Annotated in this window: 20 protein-coding genes; all 20 read right to left on the bottom strand. The window is 66.9% G+C overall.

Annotated features, from left to right (window positions below; translation table 11 throughout):
- Positions 1 to 5: 5 nt before the first annotated feature.
- The gene (gene ftsY / locus Q7W51_08120) at positions 6 to 923 is read right to left on the bottom strand and encodes a signal recognition particle-docking protein FtsY (GenBank protein MDO8848332.1); all 918 of its coding nucleotides are present in this window, start codon (positions 921 to 923) and stop codon (positions 6 to 8) included.
- Entirely contained in the window at positions 920 to 4,534 is a 3,615-nt protein-coding gene (gene smc / locus Q7W51_08115) for a chromosome segregation protein SMC (protein MDO8848331.1), read from the bottom strand. Before smc ends, ftsY begins: the two co-directional genes overlap by 4 nt.
- Before the next feature lie 38 nt (positions 4,535 to 4,572).
- Positions 4,573 to 5,280 (bottom strand): ribonuclease III, encoded by a 708-nt coding sequence (gene rnc / locus Q7W51_08110; protein MDO8848330.1) that lies wholly within the window; start codon positions 5,278 to 5,280, stop codon positions 4,573 to 4,575.
- 7 nt (positions 5,281 to 5,287) lie between these two features.
- Positions 5,288 to 6,520, bottom strand: coding sequence for a beta-ketoacyl-ACP synthase II (gene fabF / locus Q7W51_08105; protein MDO8848329.1), 1,233 nt, complete (start codon positions 6,518 to 6,520; stop codon positions 5,288 to 5,290).
- Complete coding sequence (locus tag Q7W51_08100) at positions 6,517 to 7,479, bottom strand: nitronate monooxygenase (protein ID MDO8848328.1); 963 nt, start codon at positions 7,477 to 7,479, stop codon at positions 6,517 to 6,519. Before Q7W51_08100 ends, fabF begins: the two co-directional genes overlap by 4 nt.
- 80 nt (positions 7,480 to 7,559) lie before the next feature.
- Positions 7,560 to 7,802 (bottom strand): acyl carrier protein, encoded by a 243-nt coding sequence (acpP, locus tag Q7W51_08095; protein MDO8848327.1) that lies wholly within the window; start codon positions 7,800 to 7,802, stop codon positions 7,560 to 7,562.
- 41 nt (positions 7,803 to 7,843) lie between these two features.
- The gene (fabG, locus tag Q7W51_08090; GenBank protein MDO8848326.1) at positions 7,844 to 8,596 is read right to left on the bottom strand and encodes a 3-oxoacyl-[acyl-carrier-protein] reductase; all 753 of its coding nucleotides are present in this window, start codon (positions 8,594 to 8,596) and stop codon (positions 7,844 to 7,846) included.
- On the bottom strand, positions 8,593 to 9,510 hold the full coding sequence (gene fabD / locus Q7W51_08085) for an ACP S-malonyltransferase (GenBank protein MDO8848325.1): 918 nt from the start codon (positions 9,508 to 9,510) through the stop codon (positions 8,593 to 8,595). Before fabD ends, fabG begins: the two co-directional genes overlap by 4 nt.
- Positions 9,511 to 9,512: 2 nt before the next feature.
- Positions 9,513 to 10,460: an enoyl-[acyl-carrier-protein] reductase FabK gene (gene fabK, locus Q7W51_08080; GenBank protein ID MDO8848324.1), complete on the bottom strand. Its 948-nt coding sequence runs from the start codon at positions 10,458 to 10,460 to the stop codon at positions 9,513 to 9,515.
- Positions 10,457 to 11,449 (bottom strand): beta-ketoacyl-ACP synthase III, encoded by a 993-nt coding sequence (locus Q7W51_08075; GenBank protein MDO8848323.1) that lies wholly within the window; start codon positions 11,447 to 11,449, stop codon positions 10,457 to 10,459. The genes fabK and Q7W51_08075 overlap by 4 nt, the downstream gene beginning before the upstream one ends.
- Before the next feature lie 106 nt (positions 11,450 to 11,555).
- Positions 11,556 to 12,560 carry a phosphate acyltransferase PlsX gene (gene plsX, locus Q7W51_08070; GenBank protein ID MDO8848322.1) on the bottom strand — a complete coding sequence of 335 codons (1,005 nt, stop codon included), beginning with the start codon at positions 12,558 to 12,560 and terminating at the stop codon, positions 11,556 to 11,558.
- Between the two features lie 19 nt (positions 12,561 to 12,579).
- The gene (locus tag Q7W51_08065; protein ID MDO8848321.1) at positions 12,580 to 13,647 is read right to left on the bottom strand and encodes a phosphotransacetylase family protein; all 1,068 of its coding nucleotides are present in this window, start codon (positions 13,645 to 13,647) and stop codon (positions 12,580 to 12,582) included.
- A gap of 2 nt (positions 13,648 to 13,649) precedes the next feature.
- A complete protein-coding gene (locus tag Q7W51_08060) occupies positions 13,650 to 15,743 on the bottom strand; it encodes an acetate--CoA ligase family protein (GenBank protein ID MDO8848320.1) in 2,094 nt (697 codons plus the stop codon).
- Positions 15,744 to 15,805: 62 nt separating this feature from the next.
- Positions 15,806 to 15,982: a 50S ribosomal protein L32 gene (rpmF, locus tag Q7W51_08055; protein ID MDO8848319.1), complete on the bottom strand. Its 177-nt coding sequence runs from the start codon at positions 15,980 to 15,982 to the stop codon at positions 15,806 to 15,808.
- Positions 15,983 to 16,120: 138 nt separating this feature from the next.
- On the bottom strand, positions 16,121 to 16,657 hold the full coding sequence (locus tag Q7W51_08050) for a DUF177 domain-containing protein (protein MDO8848318.1): 537 nt from the start codon (positions 16,655 to 16,657) through the stop codon (positions 16,121 to 16,123).
- On the bottom strand, positions 16,657 to 17,118 hold the full coding sequence (locus Q7W51_08045; protein MDO8848317.1) for an ATPase: 462 nt from the start codon (positions 17,116 to 17,118) through the stop codon (positions 16,657 to 16,659). Before Q7W51_08045 ends, Q7W51_08050 begins: the two co-directional genes overlap by 1 nt.
- 11 nt (positions 17,119 to 17,129) lie before the next feature.
- Positions 17,130 to 17,621 (bottom strand): pantetheine-phosphate adenylyltransferase, encoded by a 492-nt coding sequence (coaD, locus tag Q7W51_08040; GenBank protein MDO8848316.1) that lies wholly within the window; start codon positions 17,619 to 17,621, stop codon positions 17,130 to 17,132.
- A gap of 9 nt (positions 17,622 to 17,630) precedes the next feature.
- A complete protein-coding gene (gene rsmD / locus Q7W51_08035; protein MDO8848315.1) occupies positions 17,631 to 18,197 on the bottom strand; it encodes a 16S rRNA (guanine(966)-N(2))-methyltransferase RsmD in 567 nt (188 codons plus the stop codon).
- Positions 18,194 to 20,308 (bottom strand): ATP-dependent DNA helicase RecG, encoded by a 2,115-nt coding sequence (gene recG, locus Q7W51_08030; protein ID MDO8848314.1) that lies wholly within the window; start codon positions 20,306 to 20,308, stop codon positions 18,194 to 18,196. Before recG ends, rsmD begins: the two co-directional genes overlap by 4 nt.
- Before the next feature lie 4 nt (positions 20,309 to 20,312).
- Positions 20,313 to 21,158: a DegV family protein gene (locus Q7W51_08025; protein MDO8848313.1), complete on the bottom strand. Its 846-nt coding sequence runs from the start codon at positions 21,156 to 21,158 to the stop codon at positions 20,313 to 20,315.
- Positions 21,159 to 21,162 lie beyond the last annotated feature (4 nt).

Raw genomic sequence — 21,162 nt, 5'->3', positions numbered from 1 at the left:
GGACTCTAACCGACCGTGCCGACGAGGGCGTCGGCGAACACACTCGGATCGAACGGTTCCAGATCGTCAGGGCCCTCTCCGACGCCGATGCGGACCACGGGGAGCCCGAGTTCCCGGGCGACGGCCACCACGATGCCGCCTTTCGCCGTCCCATCGAGCTTGGTGAGGACGATGGCGTCGAGCGACAGCGCCCGATCGAACTCGCGCGCCTGGATCAGGCCGTTCTGTCCCGTTGTGGCATCCATGACGAGCACAGTGCGCACCGGGAACGGGCTCTCACGCTCGGCGACGCGCTTGACCTTCACCAGCTCGGCCATCAGGTCCGCCGAGGTATGCAGGCGGCCAGCGGTATCGATGAGTATCATGTCGGCCTGCCGCTGGCGCCCTTCCGCGATGGTGTCGAACACGACCGCCGCCGGGTCCGACCCGTGCGGCCGCTCGACCACCGGCACGTTCGCCCGCTCGGCCCAAATGCGCAGCTGCTCGATGGCGGCGGCACGGAACGTGTCGCCCGAGCCGATGACGACCCGCCTCCCCGACTCGGCCAGGCCCTTCGCGAGCTTGCCCACGCTCGTGGTCTTGCCGGTGCCGTTGACGCCCACCACGAGGATTGTCGCTTCGGGGATGGCGAACGGGTCTTCGCCGGGCACCGTGACCTCGGCAGCGACCTCCTCGGCAAGGCGCGCGATCACCGCCGACGCATCGGGAAGCGCCTCACGCGCGGCCAGATCGCGCAGCCGCTCAACCATCTCGGTGGTCGCAGCGATGCCCATGTCCGCCTGAAGCAGAGCGTCCTCGAGTTCTTCCCAGAAGGCGGCGTCGAGATCCGGGCCGCGGCGGAGCAGCACATTCAGATGGCCCTGAAGTTCACCTCTGGTCTTCGCCAGACCCTCACCGATGCGCCTGTACCACGGTTCGGTCACGATGCGCTTGCCCCACTCACGACCCGCTCGAGCTTCTGGCTCACGACCTTGCTGACGCCGTCGGCCTGCATCGAGACCCCGTAGAGCACGTCGGCCATCTCCATGGTGCGTCGCTGGTGCGTGACGACCACGAACTGCGTGTGCGTGCGCAGGCTGTCAACGAAGGCGATGAACCTGCGGAGGTTCGTGTCGTCGAGCGCCGCCTCCACCTCGTCGAGGATGTAGAACGGGCACGGTCGGGTGCGGTAGACCGCGAACAGGAGCGCGAGGGCCGTCAGCGACTTCTCGCCGCCTGAAAGCAGCGTCATCTTCTGCAGGCGCTTGCCGCGAGGCTGCGCGACGACTTCGACGCCGGTCTCCTCCGGGTTATCGGGCTCGGTCATCGTGAGTGACGCATGACCGCCCGGGAACAGTACGGCGAAGACGTCCTGGAAGTGGTTGTTCACGAGTTCGAACGTCTCAAGGAAGCGATCGCGTACCTTGCGGTCGATCGCGGTGATGACCTTCTGCAGCGCCTTGCGGCTGGAGAGCAGATCGTCGAGCTGGCTTTGCATGAAGTCGCGACGGTCGCGCAGACCCTGGAACTCCTCGACCGCTATCGGATTGACAGGACCGAGGTTAGCGATCCTCTTCCGAAGTCGATGCGCACGATCGGCGGCCTCGGCGCGGTCCTCCACCTGCGGCACCTCGAGCGCACGCTCGATCGGCACGCCCAGATCCTCGACGATGCGCTTCACGGCTGCGGTCACCTGGACCTCGAGTGCGGCCTTCTCGACACGGACGTCGCCCATGGACCCGCTCGCCGCCTCGACCGCCGCCTGAGCGGCGCGCACGCCGTCCTGGCCGCCATGGATGGTCTGACGCAGCGACTCCGAGTCCGCCTGCTCGAACCGCGCACGGTCCCTCAGGCGCTCGGCCCAATGCTCGGCGCGCTCGAGAAGCTCCGCATACACGTCGTGCAGCGGCTGGACACGAAGTATCAGAATCTCAAGTGATTCGGTCGTGATGGTGGACTGTGCGACGGTGTGCTGCAGCTCGCTCGTCTCTGAGGTGAGCGAGGCGAAGCGCCGCTTCAGGTGGATCTCACGCTCGGAGACCGCCGCGATCTCGACCTGGCATGCCGAGAGCCGGGAGGCCACTTCCGACTCCTCGCGGAAGCGCATGTCCCGTTCCTCGCGGCGCGCGATGGCCGCGTCCTCAAGCTCTTCGATGCGCACAAGCCCCTGCTCGATCCGCTCCGCGAGTCCGCGCTGCTGGGGGCTGCCCTTCGCGGTCTTCTCCTCGATCTGGCGCAGCCTGAGCTCGATGCCCGCAGCCTCGGTGTCGGCGTCGGTCACCGACTGCTCGATGCGCCCGGCGTCCTCTCTGAGCGACGCCTCTTCCCCACCGAGCGTGGCGATACGCTGCTCGATCTCGAGCGCATCCTGCTGCGCTGCTGCCAGTGCTTCCGTGGCCTCCACGGACAGTGCCTCGGCGGCACCGACCTCGGTGTCGAGGGCCGCCATGCGGTCCTTGAAATCCACCAGCGCCCGTCGGCGCGCAAGGACGCCGGTGTCGTCGTCGAGGTTCGGTCCCACGCGTACCCGGCCGGAAGGCCACACCGTATGTCCTGAGCGGGTGGCCAGACGCCAGGGGCCTGCATCGGCCGCGAGAGCCTCCTCGAGCGTCTCAACAACGCGGACGTCGCCAATGAGCGCGTTGAGCGCGTTCCAGACATCGTCCGAACAACCGAGAACATCCACGAGCCGGACACCCGGACCGTCCTCGGGCAGAACGGGCACCTGCGCGGTGTCCACGGGAACCAGCGAGAAGTCCGAGGCGCCGTACTCCTCGAGCACCGCCACCGTGGGAGCGACGTCGCTCGCGCTCCTCAGCAGGACGCAGAAGACATCCGCCCCAAGCACCCGCTCGACGACACGCTCGTACTCCTCCGGCACCGTGATGTGGTCGGTCACCGGTCCGATGACCCCCGGTACCTCGTGGTCCCTCGCGAGCAGCCACGCGAGTGCGGGCGATGCGGCCTCGAACGCGCGATCGACCTCCTCGAGTGCGCGGACCTCGGCGCGGACCTCGCTATGCTCTTCGCGGACCTTGTCGAGCGTCGCACGACGCCCCTCCACCAGGCGGACGCGCTTGTCCACGTCCGAGGCAGCCAGGACCGATTCCTTGCGACTGTGCTCGAGCTTCGCGGCGAGCTGATCGAGGCGAGTACGCCTCGCCGACAGCGTCTGCATGAGCGCGGTGCGCTGGTCGCGAACCGTCTTGGCGCGCTCCGAGAGCATGTCGCTCTCGATCGCGAATCCGGACATTGCCTGCTGGATATCGGCAAGCTCGGACCGGGCGTCATCGACGTCCTTTCGGGCCTTGCGCGCTTCCATCATCACCATCGAGAGCGCCTCGTCGGCAGCCAGGCGCTCTTTCTTGACCGTCTCGGACTCGCGCCTGAGCTCGCCGAGCTGGTTGTACAGCGCCTGGATCTTCGCTTCGGTGACCGCACGCTCCTCGGCGATCTCCTCGAACTCGCGCGAACGGCCCGCAAGTCGGGTCTCGCTCTGATGCATCTTCTGACGCATCTCCGAGAGACGCTCGACGAGGTTCTTGCCCTTCTCCTCAAGCAGGAGGAGTCCCGAGTTGGTGCGCTCGAGGACCGACTGCAAGCGTCGCCGCTGCTCCGAGAGGTCGCCGACGAACAGCCCCTTCTCTTCGAGGAGGGACTGGAACTTCGAGAGCTCCCGTTCGGCCTCGGCCAGACGGTACCGTGCGAGCTCCACTTCCGCGTCCTGCTCACGCTCGCGCTTCTCGACGCCATCCCACGACTCCTGGAGCGTCCGGAGGTCACCGACGGCGAGCGCGACCTCGAGGTCGCGAAGCTCGGCTTCGATGCCTCGGTACTCCTGGGCCTTGTCCGCCTGGCGCTGAAGGGGCCTCAACTGACGGTCGATCTCGATCAGTACGTCCCTGATGCGGTCGAGATGCACGTCCATGGCGGCAAGCTTGCGCACCGCCCGGTCCTTGCGCTTCTTGTGCTTGAGAACGCCTGCGGCCTCTTCGATGAGCGCTCGACGGTCCTCCGGCTTGGAGCTCAGGATCTCATCGAGACGGCCCTGGCTGATGATCGAGTGGGTGTCGCGTCCGAGTCCCGTGTCGTGCAGCAGTTCCTGCACGTCCAAGAGGCGGCACGGCGACTGGTTGATGAGGTACTCGCTCTCCCCGTTGCGGAACATCCGGCGGGTGATCATGACCTCGGCGAACTCCAGCGGGAGCGTGCCATCGCGATTGTCGAGGACCAGATCGACCTCGGCGATACCCACGGCCTGACGTGCCGAGGAACCCGCGAAGACCACGTCCTCCATCGAGTTGCCGCGCAGCGCCTTGGCGGACTGTTCGCCGAGCACCCAGAGGATCGAGTCCGAGATGTTCGACTTGCCCGAGCCGTTCGGGCCGACCACGACGGTGACGCCGGGCTCCAGGCTCAGACGGCTACGGTCGGCGAAGGACTTGAACCCCTTCAAAGTAAGCGACTTCAGGTACAAATCTGGGCTCTCTCCGCTGCTGATGGGGACGGCCGCCAGCCTTCTGCGTGCCGAGAACAACGCACCGTATCCTACCACAGGAACTGGGGCTTTCGGCCACGTCGCGGGTCCGCGGATCAGGCCTCGGGCGGGGCCTTTCGCCGTCCGTGCAAGACGTCGAGCGCGTAGTTCGCCGCGGCCTTCTCGGCGGCCTGCTTGCTCGGTCCCGAGCCGATGCCGAGCACCTGCTCATCCACTGCAACGGCAGCCGTAAACGTGCGCGCATGCACCGGACCGGCCACGTCCACGATGCGGTACGACGGCAGACTGCCGCTGTGCCACTGCGTCCACTGCTGAAGCGCGCTCTTGGCGTCCACCTCGGGCACGTCCCGGGCCTCCAGACGCGGGCCGAGGATCCGAACCACGAACGCCCGGGCAGCATCCAGACCTGCGTCGAGGTAGATGGCGCCGATGAGCGCCTCCACCGTGTTCTCGAGAACGGATGCCCGCTGACGCTCGCCTGCTGCGTTGGCGCCACTACCGAGCAGCACGTAGCCGGAAAGCCCGAGCGACTCCGCAGCGCCGGCAAGCGCGTCACCGGCAACGGCGTAGTGCTTCCTGCGCGTCAGACTGCCTTCGGGCTCGGACGGAAACGCCGAGTAGACGTGCTCCGAGACGACGAACCCGAGAATCGCGTCGCCGAGGAACTCCATTCGGTCGTACGTTTCCTCGTGGCCGTGTTCCGCGGCGTAGGAAGGGTGCGTCAGCGCGGTGCGCAGCAGGCCGCGATCCGAGAACGCGTGACCGAGCAAGCGCTCGGCGTCTGCAACTCGGGCGTCCTCCACGAGCCGATCAGCTCCCATGCCGACGGAACAGCAGCGACGCGTTGTGCCCGCCGAATCCGAATGAGTTGCTCATGACCGCGCCGATCCGCGCCTCACGCGCCTCATTGGGGATGTAGTCGAGGTCGCAGGCAGGGTCGGGCGTCGTGTAGTTGATCGTGGGCGGCAGGATGTTGCGCTCGAGCGCCAGAGCACAGACAACCGCCTCCAGAGCACCGGCGCCGCCAAGCAGGTGTCCCGTCATCGACTTGGTGGACGACACCGGGGGCGCATCGGCGCCAAAGACCGCTTTGATCGCGCCGGTCTCAGCGGCGTCGCCGAGTTCGGTGGACGTGCCGTGCGCGTTGATGTACCCGACCTCGTCCGCGTTCATCCCCGCACGGTCGAGCGCCTGGATCATCGCGCGTCGGGCGCCGTTCCCGTCCGGTGCAGGCGCCGTGAGGTGATACGCGTCGGCCGAGGCGCCGTAGCCGGCGAGCTCGGCGTAGATGTGCGCGCCGCGTGCACGTGCGTGCTCGAGCTCTTCGAGGACCAGGATGCCGCCGCCCTCGCCCATCACGAAGCCGTCGCGATCGGCGTCGAACGGACGCGACGCCCCCTGGGGGTCGTCGTTGCGGGTCGACAGCGACCGCGCAGCACAGAAACCCGCGAGTCCGAGCGGGGTCACGCCGCAGTCGAATCCGCCGGCGATGATGACGTCGGCGTCGTCGCGCGCGATGACCTCCCCCGCCTCACCGATCGAGTGGTTGCCCGTGGCGCATGCCGAGACAGGCGCGTAGTTGATGCCTTTGGCGCCGAGCCTGATGGAGATGTGCCCCGCGGCGAGGTCCACGATCATCATCGGCACGAGGAACGGGCTCACGCGCCCGGGTCCCTTCTCGTCGAGGACCGCCTTCTGCTCCTCCATCGTCTGCAGGCCGCCGATGCCGGAACCGACGATCACGCCCACTCGCTCGGCGTTCGACTCGTCGATGACGAGGCCCGAGTCCTCGACCGCCATCAGTGCCGAGGCGACGGCGAACTGCTGGAAGCGCGCCATTCGGCGGGCTTCCTTCACGTCGATCCACGGCGTCGGGTCCCAGCCGTCGATGTACCCCGCGAACCGGGTCGGATACGCGCTCACGTCGAACGCGGTGATCGGTCCGATGCCGCTCCTGCCCGCGATGATCGACTCCCACGTGGCAGACACGCCAACGCCGACCGGCGAAACCACGCCGAGCCCGGTGACGACGACTCGCCTCATGATGCGACTCCTTCTTCGGCTGCACGCCATTCGGCTACCAGTCGATCGATGACCACCGCTGCCGGAACCACGTCGTCGACCCGCGCAGCGGACGTGCCGGCAAAGACCAGTCCGGTGGTGACATCGCCGCGCTGGGCCTTCTCAAGCGCGTCGATGATGCAGTACTCCTTGCCGCACTCCTTCAGGCATGCGCGGCACCGCTCGATACGCTCGTAATCGCCCGCGGCGTGCTTCTCGGTGAGCGGATTGCGAATCGCGCGTCCCGGCAGGCCCACGGGGCTTGTCGTGAGCACGATGTCGTCATCGGTTGCGGCCACGTACATCGCCTTGAACGCGTCGGCCGCCGAGCACTCCGTGGTAGCGACGAACCGCGAACCCATCTGGACACCCGAAGCACCCGCATCGAGCATGCGCTTGATGTCCGCGCCGGTGCAGATACCGCCCGCCGCGATCACCGGGATGCTGACCGCTTCGAGGATCTCCGGCAGCAGGTCGTCCACGTGCCGGTCGGTACCGAGGTGCCCGCCCGCGTCAACGCCTTCAACAACGACCGCCGAGGCGCCGAACTTCTCGGAGAGCTTCGCCACGCGGGCAGAGCCCACGATCGGCACCATCTCCACGCCCGCGTCCTTGCACCAGCCGAACACGTCGCGCGAAAAACCCGCGCCGGCGACGATGAGGTCCGCGCCTTCGGATAGGGCGGCGTGCACCAGGTCCTTGAAGATGCGCACGGCCACCATGATGTTCACGCCGATCACGCCGTCGGTGGCAGCACGTGCGGCGCGAACCTCGGCGGCCAGCTCGGCCGGAGTGAGCCCTGACCCGGCGATGATACCGACTCCGCCGGCCTGCGCGACCGCGGTAGCAAGCGGCGATAGCGAGATGCGGACGGCCATGCCGCCCTGCACGATGGGTAGTCGGGCGGTTCTCGAGCCTATGACGAGCGGGGGCATATCCATGGGGTACCTTCCGTGTCTCTAGGGCGGCGTCAGCCGAACGAACCGGTGACGCCGCCCCGAAGCGGCCGCGTACAGCCGCGCTACTCCATGTTGGCGGCGATGTAGTCCACCGCGTCGCCGACCGTCTTGATCGACTCTGCATCCTCATCCGGGATGGAGATGCCGAACGAGTCCTCGAGCGCCATGACGAGCTCGACGATGTCGAGCGAGTCGGCACCCAGGTCGTCGAAGAACGACGCATCGGCGGTCACATCGTCCTCCTCGACCGAAAGCTGGTCGACGATGACTTCCTTGACCTTGACGAAGATCTCCTCGTGCTCCATACGAAACACCTCCTTCCGCGCTTCTCGCGTGGATCCGGCCTCTATACGAACGTCATGCCGCCGTCGACGGCGATGACCTGACCGGTGATATAGGACGCATCGTCGCTTGCCAGAAACGCCACGGCAGACGCTACGTCTTCCGGTGTGCCGAAACGCCGCATCGCAATGGTAGCTGCTGCGGCCTCCCGGGCCGAGTCGGGCAACGCGTCGGTCATCTCGGTCGCGATGAACCCGGGAGCGATCGCATTCGCCCGGACGTTGCGCGAGGCGAGCTCGCGTGCCACCGCCTTCGTCATACCCACCAGACCTGCCTTTGCGGCAGCGTAGTTCACCTGGCCCGCGTTGCCTACCAGCCCGACCACCGACGCGATGGTCACGATCGAACCCGCGCGGGCCTTCATCATGATCTTGCCGGCAGCACGGGTCGCGTAGAAGGCACCCGAGAGATTCGTGTCAATGACGGAGCTCCAGTCATCATCGGACATGCGGACGAGCAGTCCGTCACGCGTGATGCCTGCGTTGTTCACGAGGATGTCGAGAGCACCGAACTCCTCCGCCACCGCGTTCACGAGCGCTGTGCACGCGGCGGGATCGCTGATGTCGGCCTGGAACGCCTTGCCCGTGCCGCCGGCGGACTCGATCGCACCCACCACCTCGGCTGCGGCGTCCGCCCTACCCGCATAGTTGACCGCAACAGTCGCACCTTCGGCAGCGAGCCTGAGTGCGATGGCTGCGCCGATGCCGCGGGATGCGCCCGTAACGAGCGCCACACGTCCTTCAAGCCGTTTGCTCACGAGATCACCTCTTCCACCCGTTCTACCCCGTCCCCCTCAACGGAGAGCGCGGTGATGCCTTCCATGCGCCGCGCAAGACCGGTCAGCACGGCGCCGGGGCCTGTCTCTACCACCGTGGTCACGCCCGCATCCACGAGCGCGCCCATCGTCTCCGTCCAGCGAACCGGGCTCACGATCTGATCACGCAGCCGCGCGCGGATCTCGACTGCAGCCTGCGTCGGCTCGGGCAGGGTGTTCTGCAGCACCGGTACTCGTGCATCGGCGAATGCCGCCTGATCCACGACTTCGGCGAACGCATCGCGCGCTCGCGCCATGAGCGGGCTGTGGAAGGGTCCGGCAACGTTGAGCGGGACGACCTTGCGGGCTCCAGAAGCCAGCAGGGCCGCGATCGCGTGCTCCACCCCCGCATGCGTACCCGAGACCACGACCTGCCCCGCGGCGTTGTCGTTCGCAATCCACACGCCGCTCATTCCGTCGAGCACACTGGCGATCGTCTCGCCGTCCATGCCGAGAACGGCGGCCATAGTGCCGGGTGTTGCCGAGGCCGCTTCGGCCATGATCCGCGACCGCGTCACCACGAGCTCAAGGCCGGCTTCCACGGAGAAGACGCCCGCGAAGGCCAGCGCTGCGAGTTCGCCGAGGCTATGTCCCGCGACGAAGGACGGCGCGATTCCCCGCGCCTCCAGCCTCGCGGCCCAGAACCAGTCGGCAAGGTAGAGCAGCGGCTGGGCCGCGCGAGTGTCGGCGAGCTCGGCATCGGGACCGTCGGCCGCGATGCGCGCGAGCGGGAGGCCCGAGAGTGCTTCGGCCGCGTCGAGCAGTCTCGTGACCGTCTCGTCGCTGGAGAACGCTGCGAGCATCCCGACCCGCTGGGATCCCTGCCCCGGAAAGACGAATGCAAGTACCGGCGCCATCCTTACAGGCCGACCCGTCCGGGCAACGTGCGCAAGATCTCCTCGGCTTCTGAGAGTATCGCCGCGATGATCTCCGCCGCAGGCTCGATGCAGGTCACCATGGCTGCCGCCTGGCCCGCCATGAGGCTTCCCATCTGGATGTCGCCCTGTCGCATCGCCAGCGCAAGCTTGCCGGCACCGAGCGCTTCGATCTCATCAGCCTTGTTCTCGCGATCGAGCTCCATGATCTCCCGGGCGAGCTTGTTCTTGATGACCCGCACGGGATGGCCGGTCGAGCGCCCTGTGACCACCGTGTCGCGGTCCTTTGCCTTGATGACCTCCGCCTTGACCGACGGATGGATCGTGCATTCTGTCGCGCACATGAAGCGCGTGCCCACCTGGACGCCCTCGGCCCCGAGCGCGAACGCCGCGGCCAGTCCGCGCCCATCGGCGATGCCGCCGGCTGCGATGACCGGCACGTCAATCGCATCCACGAGCTGGGGGGTGAGCACCATGGTCGTGAGCTCGCCGATGTGACCGCCGGCCTCCATGCCTTCGCCGATGACGGCGTCCGCGCCGATGGATTCCATCCGCTTCGCGAGCGCCACCGAGGGCACGATCGGGATGACCTTGATGCCGGCGTCCATCAGAGCCGCCATGTACTTGCCGGGATTACCCGCGCCTGTGGTCACGACCGGTACGTGCTCGTCGAGCACCATTTGCACCAGTTCGTCGATGTGCGGTGTGAGGAGCATGAGATTCACGCCGAAGGGGCGCGACGTGATCGCCTTCGCGCCCCTGATCTGCTCGCGGAGGAGGTCGGTGGGCATGTGTCCGGCGCCGATGATGCCGAGACCACCTGCATTGCTCACGGCGCCGGCAAGCTCGGCGGTCGCGGTCCACGCCATGCCGCCCTGGATGATCGGATGCTCGATACCGAGCAGTGTCGTGAGCCTGGTCCTGAGGGTCATGCCGGTAGCCCCTTCGTCCAGCGGACGATAGCCGCCCCCCAGGTCAGTCCGGCACCGAATCCCACCAGCGCCACCACGTCCCCGGGCTTGAGTTGGCCGTCAGTATACAGGTCGTTGAGAGCGAGCGGTATGGATGCCGCGGATGTGTTCCCCACCGAGGCGATATTCGAGAAGACGCGCGAGGCCGGGAGACCGAGCCGCTCGGCAACGGTGAGCAGTATCCGCTGGTTGGCCTGGTGCGGGACAAGCCAGGCGACATCCTCAACAGACAGGCCCGAGGCTTCGAGGGCGCGGCGCGTTGTCTCGGGGATCACCCGAACCGCGAACTTGAATACCTCGCTTCCCGCCATGCGTACGTACTGCTCTCCTGCCACGAGGCGCGCCGGTGTGCACGGCGCAGCCGACCCGCCGGCACGAACCATGAGCACTTCGGAGCCGGAGCCATCCGTGCCGAGGTCGATGCCGAGTACACCCGCCTCTTCGGAAGCCTCAAGGACCACAGCGCCCGCGCCATCACCAAAGAGCACGCAAGTGGCACGATCCGTGAAGTCCACGTGGCGCGTCAAAGCATCGGCGCCTACAACGAGTGCGCGGCGCGCGCGCCCGCTCTCGATCGTCGAGACGGCGCTCTGCAGCGCGAACACGAAGCTCGTGCACGCAGCCATCACGTCGACCGCCGGGCACGATGCCCCGATGGCATGCTGGATGAGCGCAGCTGTGGACGGGAAGATGTGGTCGGGGCTCGATGTGCCGACGACGATCAGGTCGAGGTCAGCCGCACCGATACCCGCGTCCTCGAGCGCACGACGTGCCGCTGCCGCTCCGAGAGTCGACGTGGACTCGCCTTCTCCGGCGATGTGACGCTCCCGGATGCCCGTTCGCGTGGCGATCCACTCGTCGGAGGTATCCACCATCGACTCGAGATCGTGGTTGGTGAGCACCTTCTCCGGCAGATAGGCGCCGATTCCGGTGATCGCGGCGTGTGGCATGGGGCGAGTGGTCCCTTACGTCCAGCGCCGCGCTTGCGCGCCCGACGCACGTCAGTGTCCGTGTAGTGTACACGTTTGACCCGTCACGGCAACCTCGAACGGGCCGCTACTCGTCGGTTCCTGCACCATCGCCCGCGGCGCGCGCGATCGTACCCGTCAGGTCTCCGCGCACGGCTCGCGCGGTCGCCGCTATCCCGTTCGCGATGGCCTGTGCGCCCGAGCTGCCGTGGCCGATGATGCACACTCCGTTCACCCCGAGCAGAGGCGCTCCGCCGTAGGCGTCCGGGTCGAGTCGATCCTTGAGTTCTCGGATCGCCGGCGCCACGACCGACGCCGCCAGACGGTTCGGCAGCGTTGAAGTGAGTGCGGTCTTCATCTCTTTGAAGAGCACCGACGCGAGCCCTTCGAGCACCTTGAGCGTCACGTTCCCGGTGAATCCATCGGTCACGATGACGTCGACGGTGCCTGCAGGAACCTCACGCCCCTCGACGTTCCCGACGAACCCGGGAACCGAGGCCGCCATCAGCTCATGCGCCTCCTGTGCGAGCGCGGAGCCTTTGGACGGCTCTTCTCCGATGTTCAGGAGTCCGACGCTCGGCTCGGTCACGCCCAGCATGACCCGCGCGTACGCGGCACCCATGCCGGCGAACTGGACGAGCATGTCGGCCTTCACGTCAGCGTTAGCGCCAACATCGAGCAGGACAGTCGGCCTGGCGGCAGCGGGAATGACAGCGGCGATAGCCGGCCGGGCGATGCCCGGGATCCGCCCCATCACGAGCGTCGCTGCGGCCATGCACGCCCCGGTGCTGCCGGCGCTGAAGAAGCCTCCGGCTCGTCCGTCTTTCACCAGCCGGCACCCTACAACGATCGAGGAGTCCTTCTTGCCGCGCACGGCTGCCGCAGGGTGTTCGCCCATGCCGATGACCTCGGTCGCGATCACCGGCTCGCAGCGGTCGGATGCAAGCGGCGCCACGACAGCCTCCGGGCCGACAAGCAGAACCAGAAGCTCCGGATCGGCCGCAAGCGCGAGGGCTAGGCCTTCGGCCACCACGCCGGGTGCGTGGTCGCCACCCATGGCGTCCACGACGATCGCTGTGCCATTCTGGGTCATTCGTGCTCCTCGTCTCGACTCAGGCGTCGAGCCCGAAGATCGCCGAAAGCCGGTTCAGGTCCACATCTCGTTCGAACATCTCGCGGATGCGTGCCGCCTTCACGGGGTCGTGCAGATGCACGCGGCCGAACAGGAACTCCATCCGCTCGACAGCAGTAAGCGTGTCGGTATCCACCAGCACCATCGGAACGCCCAGGTCCTCGGCACGTGACATGACCGTCGCGCCCGGAACCTGATTGCCAGTCAGCACGATGCACCGCGTGCTCGTCTCCAGCGCGGCCAGCTGCACATCAGCGCGGTCGCCGCCGGTGATGACCGCCTTGTTGGTCTTCCTGCGGAAGAAACGCAACGCCTTGTCCTGGCCCATCGCGCCGACCATGAACGATTCGACCGTGTCCCCCACGCGATCCGGCGCGGTCAGTACCGTCCCGTTGAGCGCCTCGACGATCTCGGCAACGGTCACCGAGCTGAGGCTCGGGTCGTGCGGGATCACGCCCAGGACGGGCACGCCCCGGCCTTCCAGGAACGGGGCGACTCGCTCGCTCACCACGCGGAGCCTGGACTCATCAATCCCGTTGAGGACGACTCCTCCCAGGCGGTCGCCCAGCACCGAGGCGACCCACAGGGCGTCTTCGGGGAGATCCGTCGGCCGCGGACGGTCGACGAGCAGGACCCGGCCGTCCACGAGTCGGGCGATCGTGGCGGCGGAGAGCCCCACCGAGGAGCCTTGCGCCGGCTCGGTCGGGCCCTCGACGATCATCACGTCGCGGCCCTCCGCGCAGCGGTCGAACGCGGCGCGAACGGCCTCATCACTCGTCACGGACTCACCGCCAAGAACGCGCTCGATCAGCCCCTGGGTGCGCACGACCGGACAGACGTCGGCGAGAGCGGACGGCCGCGGCAACACACGGTTCACGTAAAGCGCGTCCTCGTCCGTGGTGAGGTCACCTTCGATGACAGGCATCGTGCCGTACGGCTTGAAGTACCCGACGTCGAGGCCGCGCCCGGCGAGGTAGCCGATCAGCGCGATGCACAGACTGCTCTTGCCGGTGTACGGTTTGGTCGAGGTCACGACAATGGTGCGCATGCTCACCCTCCGATCCCGATGCGGATGTCAGCGGCGATCGCTCCCTGTCCCCTGTCGCCGACGATCAGGGGATTGATATCCAGTTCAGTGATGTCGTCGAACGCCATGGCCAGCGCCGAGATCCTGCAGATGACGTCCACTATCGCGTCCACGTCCGCCGGCGCGGCCCCCCGGGCTCCGCGGAGCAGCCCGTACGCGCGAATCTCGGAAATCATCTCGCGTGCTTCCCGCGGAGTGACAGGACACAGCCGGAACGTGACGTCCTGAAGGACCTCCACATAGATGCCGCCGAGACCGAACATGAGAATCGGGCCGAAGTTGACGTCGCGGTTGACACCGATGATGACCTCGCGTCCCGGCGGCAACTGCTGTTGGACCGTGACGCCCCAGATGTGCGCGTCGGGCATCCGCTGCGTGACGCGTGCGAGAATCCGCTCGTAGGCCCCGACAACGCCATCATCGTCGCCAACATCCAGCTCTATGCCGCCGATGTCGGACTTGTGCAGGATGTCCGGGCTCGCGATCTTGAGCACGACCGGATAGCCGAACTCGGAAGCCATTTTGCGGGCTGCTGCAAGATCGGTCGCCGTCCCCGCACGCGGAGTCGCGATACCGCACGCCTCGGCGACGCGTTGTGCCGAGGCCTCTGTGATGAACGTCCGATGCGCCTCGCGCGCGTGGTCGATTGCGGACCGGACCGTCGCGTCATCGATCTCCTCGGCGCAGGGCTCCCCTGCCGGGCGCTCACGGAACGCGTGGTACTGCTCCATGGCGGCCAGAGTCGCAACGGCCCGCTCGGGGAACGAGTAGCCCGGGATGTTTCGCTCCTTGAGCACCTGGACCGCCGAGGCGACGGTGGAATCACCCATGAAGACGGCGAGCGTTGTTATCCCGGTTCCGTCGATCGCATCGGCAATGGCGACTGCGGTCGCCTCGGCCTCGGTCATCGCCTGGGGCGTGAGCACCACAACGAGCGAAGACACGTTGGGGTCGGTGAGGATGATCCGTGCGGCATCAGCGTAGCGTGAGGCGGGAGCGTCGCCGAGGATGTCGACGGGGTTGTACACAGCAGCTGCGGCAGGCAGCACATCGCGCAAGGCGGCCGTGGTCTCCGACTCGAGCGTCGCCAGCGCGACTCCCAGCTCTTCGCACGCATCGGTGGCAAGGATCGCCGGCCCGCCCGCGTTGGTGAGGATCACCGTCCCGGATCCAGCGGGAAGTGGCTGACGCGCGAAGCCCTCGGCGAAGTCGAAGAGCTCCTCGACCGTGCGCGCCCGGATCGCGCCCGCCTTGCGGAAGGCCGCGTCATACGCCGCCCGGGAGCCGGCAAGACTGCCCGTGTGCGATGACACCGCGCGGGCGCCGGCGTCGGAACTGCCCGCGGTGAGCGCGATGAATGGCACGCGCTGCACGAGCTCGCTCACCGACTCGACGAACGCACGGCCATCGGTGATGGCCTCGAGGTACGCGACCACGACACCCGTATCGGCGTCCTGAGACCACGCACGCACGAGATCCACCTCGGAGACATCTGCCTTGTTCCCGAGGCTGACGAAATGCCCGAGCCCGATGCGCTCACCCGCCGCCCAATCGAGGATGGCGGTGCCGAGCGCGCCCGATTGCGAGAGGAAGGAGATGGAGCCCGGGGTGGGCATGATCGGCGCGAACGAAGCGTTGAGATGACCGCGCGTGGCGATCAGTCCCAGGCAGTTCGGCCCCAGAATGCGCACGCCGCCTTCTCGCGCCGCACTGACCAGCTCCCGCTCGAGCACCGCGCCTGCGGGACCTGTCTCCCTGAAGCCTGCGGAGATGACGATCGCCGCCGGGATGCCGAGCGTACCGCACTCAACGATGACGGCCGGGGCCACGTGTGCGGGAACCACGACGACCGCAAGGTCCACGCGCTCCGGAAGCGCCGTAAGCGAGGCGTAGGCCGCATGACCCAGGATCTCCGGGGCGGTGGGATTGACGGGGTAGACCGCGCCCGGGAAGCCACCATCGAGGAGATTGGCGAACACCGCATGCCCGACCTTGCCGGGGTCGCGCGATGCGCCGACGACTGCGACGCTGCGAGGAGTGAAGAACTCCGCGAGCAACGGCCTCCTCCTTGTGACGTGCGTGAAACGAAAACGGCGCCGGGAGTCCGGCGCCGCTGACACTACTCGGTGTCGATGATCTCCCTGCCGTCATAGTACCCACAGTCGGGGCACACCCGATGCGGGAGCTTCGGCTGGTGACACTGCGGGCACAGCGAGCGCGACGGCGCCTCGACGTGGTGGGTCGAGCGACGCGCGTCCCGAACGGCGCGGGTCGTCTTCCTCTTGGGTACCGCCATGGCTTCCGATCTCCCTTCGCGAGCACCGGCTCTTCGACCGGTGCCATACATCATGAATAGACGCCGGACCTGCCCCGGCGCAAGGCGACATGATAGCACACGGTCGCCTCAGTGGCGCAACCGGTCGTCACCGACGGGCTATGCCTCGGGATCGGGAGGCAGCAGGTCTTTGAGAACAGCGAACGGCGAGTCCGAGCCGCCGGGCTGGCAGTCGCACGGGCCTTCGGCCAGATCCGCACCGCACTGCGGGCAGATTCCGGGACAGTCTTCCGCGTGCAGTGGTGCATAGGGAAGCTCGAGAACGAGCGACGCGAGCATCTGCTCCATGAGGTCGACTGCGCCCTCGTTGATGTACCCGAACTCTTGCTCCTCAGGCAGCTCATGCTCCTGGCCGTGAGCGACATAGAACGCCTCCAGCGGGGCGTTCACCTGGAGCGGAAACTCCTTCAGGCAGCGGGAGCAGGTGGCGTGGAACTCCGCATCAAGCGTACCGGATGCCACGATCCCGGCGCCGGTGTTGGTGATATCGGCGATCAGACGCATGGGCCTCGTCGGCATGAAACTCTCGGTCCCCAAGACGATCTGCGGGATCTCTACATCGGCATCGAGTGCAATCGACGCTCCGAGGTCCTCCAGTATCGTGCGAACGTCGATCGAGTAGGACGCGTCGTCCATCACTGACCGCGCTGGGCGACCTTGCCCTGCAGCCGATCGCGGCCGCGCTGCACCGCTGTCAGCAGCTTGCCAAGGTTGACTTCGAGATTCGCCAGCATCTCATCGGCGTAGTCCTCGGCGCCAAGCCGGATCTCACGCTCGCGCGCGCGGGCGTCGTCGAGGATGTCTGCTCGCTGTTGTTCGGCGAGCTTGACGATCTCCTGCTCGGACGCGATGGACTCGGCACGCGACTTCGCCTCTTCGAGTACCCGGTTCGCTTCCTTCTCGGCTTCTTCGAGCATCTCCTGGCGCTCCTTGACGATCCATCGCGCCTGCTTCAGTTCGTCGGGGAACTGGGCACGAATCTCGTCGATGAGTTCGTAGACCTTCTCCGGATCGATGACCTTCGAGCCCGAGAACGGCACGTTGCGGCCGCTATCGATGAGTTCCTCGATCCGGTCGATCAGCGCCAAGATGTCCATACGTACCTCCCTTAGTGGGACTGGTGCAACCGCGAGGCAAGCGCCTCGCATACTGCGTCTGGCACGAGCCCTCTCACCGACCCGCCGTGGCGGGCGATCTCCTTCACCGCCGACGAACTCAGGTACGCATACTCCGGGATGGACATAATGAACATCGTTTCGACCGACTTGTCGAGACGGTAGTTCAGCTGTGCCATCTGGAACTCACGTTCAAAGTCCGTCACCGCACGAAGGCCCTTGATGATGACCTTCGCATCTATCTCCTGTGCGCATTCTACTAGAAGTCCGTCGAAGGGTTGTACCGTGACATTCGGCAGCGCGGCAACCGCCTGCTCGATGAAGGCGACACGCTCCTCCAGGCCGAACAGCGGACCGCCGCCTTTGTCCGGGCTGAGCGCGACCGCCACGACCACCTCATCGAACAGCGCAGACGCCCGCTCGATGACATCGAGATGCCCGTTTGTCACCGGATCGAACGTTCCCGGGCACATCGCACGGTTCACGCTTGGGCCTCACCCTTCATACGTGGCAAATGACACCGCAGTGCTTCCGTACCTCCGCGCAGATTCCCCCACGAACCCGGCAGGCCATGCCGGTTCGGCCTCGGCCGAATGCTCGTAGACGACCAGCGCCCCCACGTCCAGGAATCCGCGACCTGCCAGCGCTTCCAGTACCTGGCTGAACTCGGCCGCGTCTATCCTATAGGGCGGGTCGGCAAGAAGCAACGACACCCCCGCCTGCTCGGGCAAATGCGCCGCGAACCCCGCTACGGTTGCCTGAACCACCCGCACCGCTGTGGGGTCGACGCCGAGTGATACCGCATTCGCCCTGATGACTGAGGCGGCGTTCCTGTCAGACTCGACGAACACGCAGTGCGTGGCACCTCGGGATAGGGCTTCGAGCCCCAGCGCCCCGCTACCCGCGTACAGATCGGCGACCGCTCTCCCATCGAGGTCTCCGAGGCGCGAGACGACTGCAGAGTAGACCGCCTCACGCACGCGATCGGCTGTGGGGCGCGTGTCGCGACCGCGCGGCGCGGCGAGGCGGTGGCCTTTCCATCGGCCGGCAATGATCCTCACCCGGCGCTCACCCACTCCCACACGGCGCCGATACGCCGCCGCACGTCTTCGGCAAGTGGCAGATTGACGGGCCGCCTGAGTTCGGGGTCCTCTGCGACGATCGCCCTCGCGTCCTCCCGTGCGATCTCTATCAGCTCCTGATCGGTCGCGAGAGAAGCCAGGCGCAGGCCCGGCAGACCGCTCTGACGGTCTCCGAGCACCTCACCCTCCCCGCGCAGACGCAGGTCGTACTCGGCGAGCTCAAACCCGTCATCGGTGGCCACGATAGCCTCCATCCTGGCCCTGCCGTCGACCGTCTTGGGGTCGGCGAACAGGAGCACCTCGCCGGGAGCTTCCCCTCGTCCCACGCGTCCACGGAGTTGATGCAACTGGGCCAGGCCGAAGCGCTCGGCGTCTTCGATGATCATGACGGTGGCCCGCGGCACGTCCACGCCGACCTCGATCACGGTCGTGGCAACGAGGACATCGGTCTCACCCGCCCGGAAGCGGGCCATTGCCGCGGTCTTCTCGGAAGCCGGCATCTGCCCTGTCAGCAGACCTACCTTGAGCTCCGAGAACACCTGACGCTGGAGTCGACGCGCCTCGGCTGTCGCCGCCTTCGCCTGCGTGGCGTCGCTCTCGTCGACCAGGGCGCACACGACGTATGCCTGGTAGCCTTCGGCGACCGCCGCGCGCACAGCCGCGTACGCGTCTGCCCGGCCGTTCATGGGCACGACCCGTGTTCGGACGTGGCCGGGGCCCCTGCCGCCGGGGCGCTGGCGCACGTACGAGGTCTCGAGATCACCGTAGAGCGTGAGTGCGAGGCTCCGGGGAATCGGTGTCGCGGTCATCACCAGCAGATCGATGCCCTCCCCCTTGCCGCGGAGCGCCAGGCGTTGGGCGACCCCGAACCGGTGCTGCTCGTCCACGATGGCGAGCGTCAGCCTCTTGAACCCGACCGATTCCTGGATGAGCGCGTGCGTGCCGAAGGCAACGCTGATGCTCCCGTCGGCGAGGCCCGCAGCGATCTCCGAACGCTCGGCGGCCCTCGTGGAACCGGTGAGTAGCCGCCAAGAGATGCCCGCCGAGTCCAGAAGCGGGCCAACCGCTCCCGCGTACTGCTGCGCGAGGACCTCGGTCGGCGCCATCATCGCCGCCTGCGTACCCGAGTCGGCGCACGCTGCGAGCGCATGCGCCGCAACCGCCGTCTTGCCGGTTCCCACGTCCCCGAGCAGCATCCGGTTCATCGGATGCCCGGACGACATGTCGGTGAGGATCTCGCCAAGCGCGCGCGTCTGGTCCTCCGTGAGCACAAACGGCAGTGCGGCGGCCAGCAGCGCGAGGTGCGGACCGTCCACGATGTGCTCGAATCCGGGAGTCGCCTCGGTCGCGCGATGACGCCGCAGTGCCATCGCCAGCTGGATCGAGAGCAGCTCCTCGTAAGCCAGCCGTCGGCGTGCGGCATCGGCGTCAGCCGTGCTCGCGGGAAGGTGGATCGCCGAGAGCGCACCTGCGAGCGGCATCAGCCGTCGCTGCGCCCGGAGAGCGGCTGGAAGCGGGTCGGGCTGATCGCCTGCCATGTCGATCGCCTCGGCCACGAGACGGCGGATCCAGTTCGTGGAGAGCCCTTCAGTAGCACGGTGCACCGGCAAAATGCGCGCTATGTCCGGGCCACGTTCCTCGTCAGGCAGCTTCTCAACGAACGGACTCCGCATCTGCTTCAGTCCGAAATCGAATGTCACCGTTCCAGCAAATGCTACGCGATCGCCGACCCGGAATCGCTGCTCCATGTAGGGCTGGTTGAACCACACCCCGATGAGCGCTCCCGTTCCATCGACGATCGCGACCTCGGTGATCGTGAGACGCGGGCGTGGGCGCTTCACCTTGATCTCGTGGACACGGCCGATGACGGTGGCGTCGATGCCGACGGGCACTGACCTTAGGTCAGCCGTTGCAGTCAGGTCCAGGTAGCGAAACGGGTAGTGGCGGACGAGATCGCCCACCGTCTGAACGCCGAGCCTGGCGAGAGCCTCCGCGCGGCGAGAGTCCACCAGCCGAACTGACGAAACAGGCTCAGCTGCCGTGATCGCCGCAACGGCGCGTGCACACGCATGATCCGCAGGGCGGCTCATGACATCACAGCGGGTAGAAGACCGCCCCGACCGCGCCCGGCCCGGCATATGTGCCGATAACGGCCCCGACTTCGACGGTGTGGACGAGCTCGAAGTCGATCCCGACGGCCTCGATCGCCGCCACCAGGTCCTTCGCGAGGTCGGGCGCCTGTGCGTGCAAGACGCCGACCCGAATACGACCGGGACCGAGATCCGTGGCACCGGCAGCTATCTCGGCAAGCGCCTTCTTGGTGCCTTTCACCTTCTTGTAGGGCTCGATGATGCCCTCATGATTGAAGGTGAGAACGGGCTTGATGTTCAACACCGACGCAGCCAGCCCCTGCGCCTTGCCGGCGCGACCACCCTTCACGAGGTAGTCCAGCGTATCCAGGGCGAAGAAGATGCGCCCGGTATCCACCACGTGGCGTACGGCAGCTTCGATCGCAGCGGCGTCGCCGCCTGCGTCCCTCGCCTCCACAGCGGCTATCACCGCGAGGCCCAGGCCCATCGAGACGGTGTGGGTATCGATGGCCACCACGGGGACGGGTGCCATCTTGGCCGCCATGAGCGCGGACTCCATCGTCCCTGACAGTGCCGAGGTGAGGTGGATCGATACGATATCTGTGCACCCGTCATCCGCTAGCCGGCGATAGACCGTCCCAAAGTCGGCGGGTGAAGGCTGGGATGTCTTCGGCAGCACGTCAGAGGACGTCAGCTTCTGGTAGAAGGTATCGGGCGTGAGATCGAGCCAGTCGAGGTAGGTCGTCTCGCCGAAGTGCACCTTCAGCGGGACCATGACCACGTCGTGTTCCTTCAGCCAGGCGGGGCCGAGGTCACAGGTGCTGTCGCAGACGATACCGATCCGTGGCATGCGT

It is taken from the genome of Coriobacteriia bacterium, assembly GCA_030652115.1.
GTDB lineage: Bacteria > Actinomycetota > Coriobacteriia > Anaerosomatales > Anaerosomataceae > UBA6100.
Note: the sequence above shows the minus strand (reverse complement) of the source record. Positions and strands in the feature narration are given on the sequence as shown.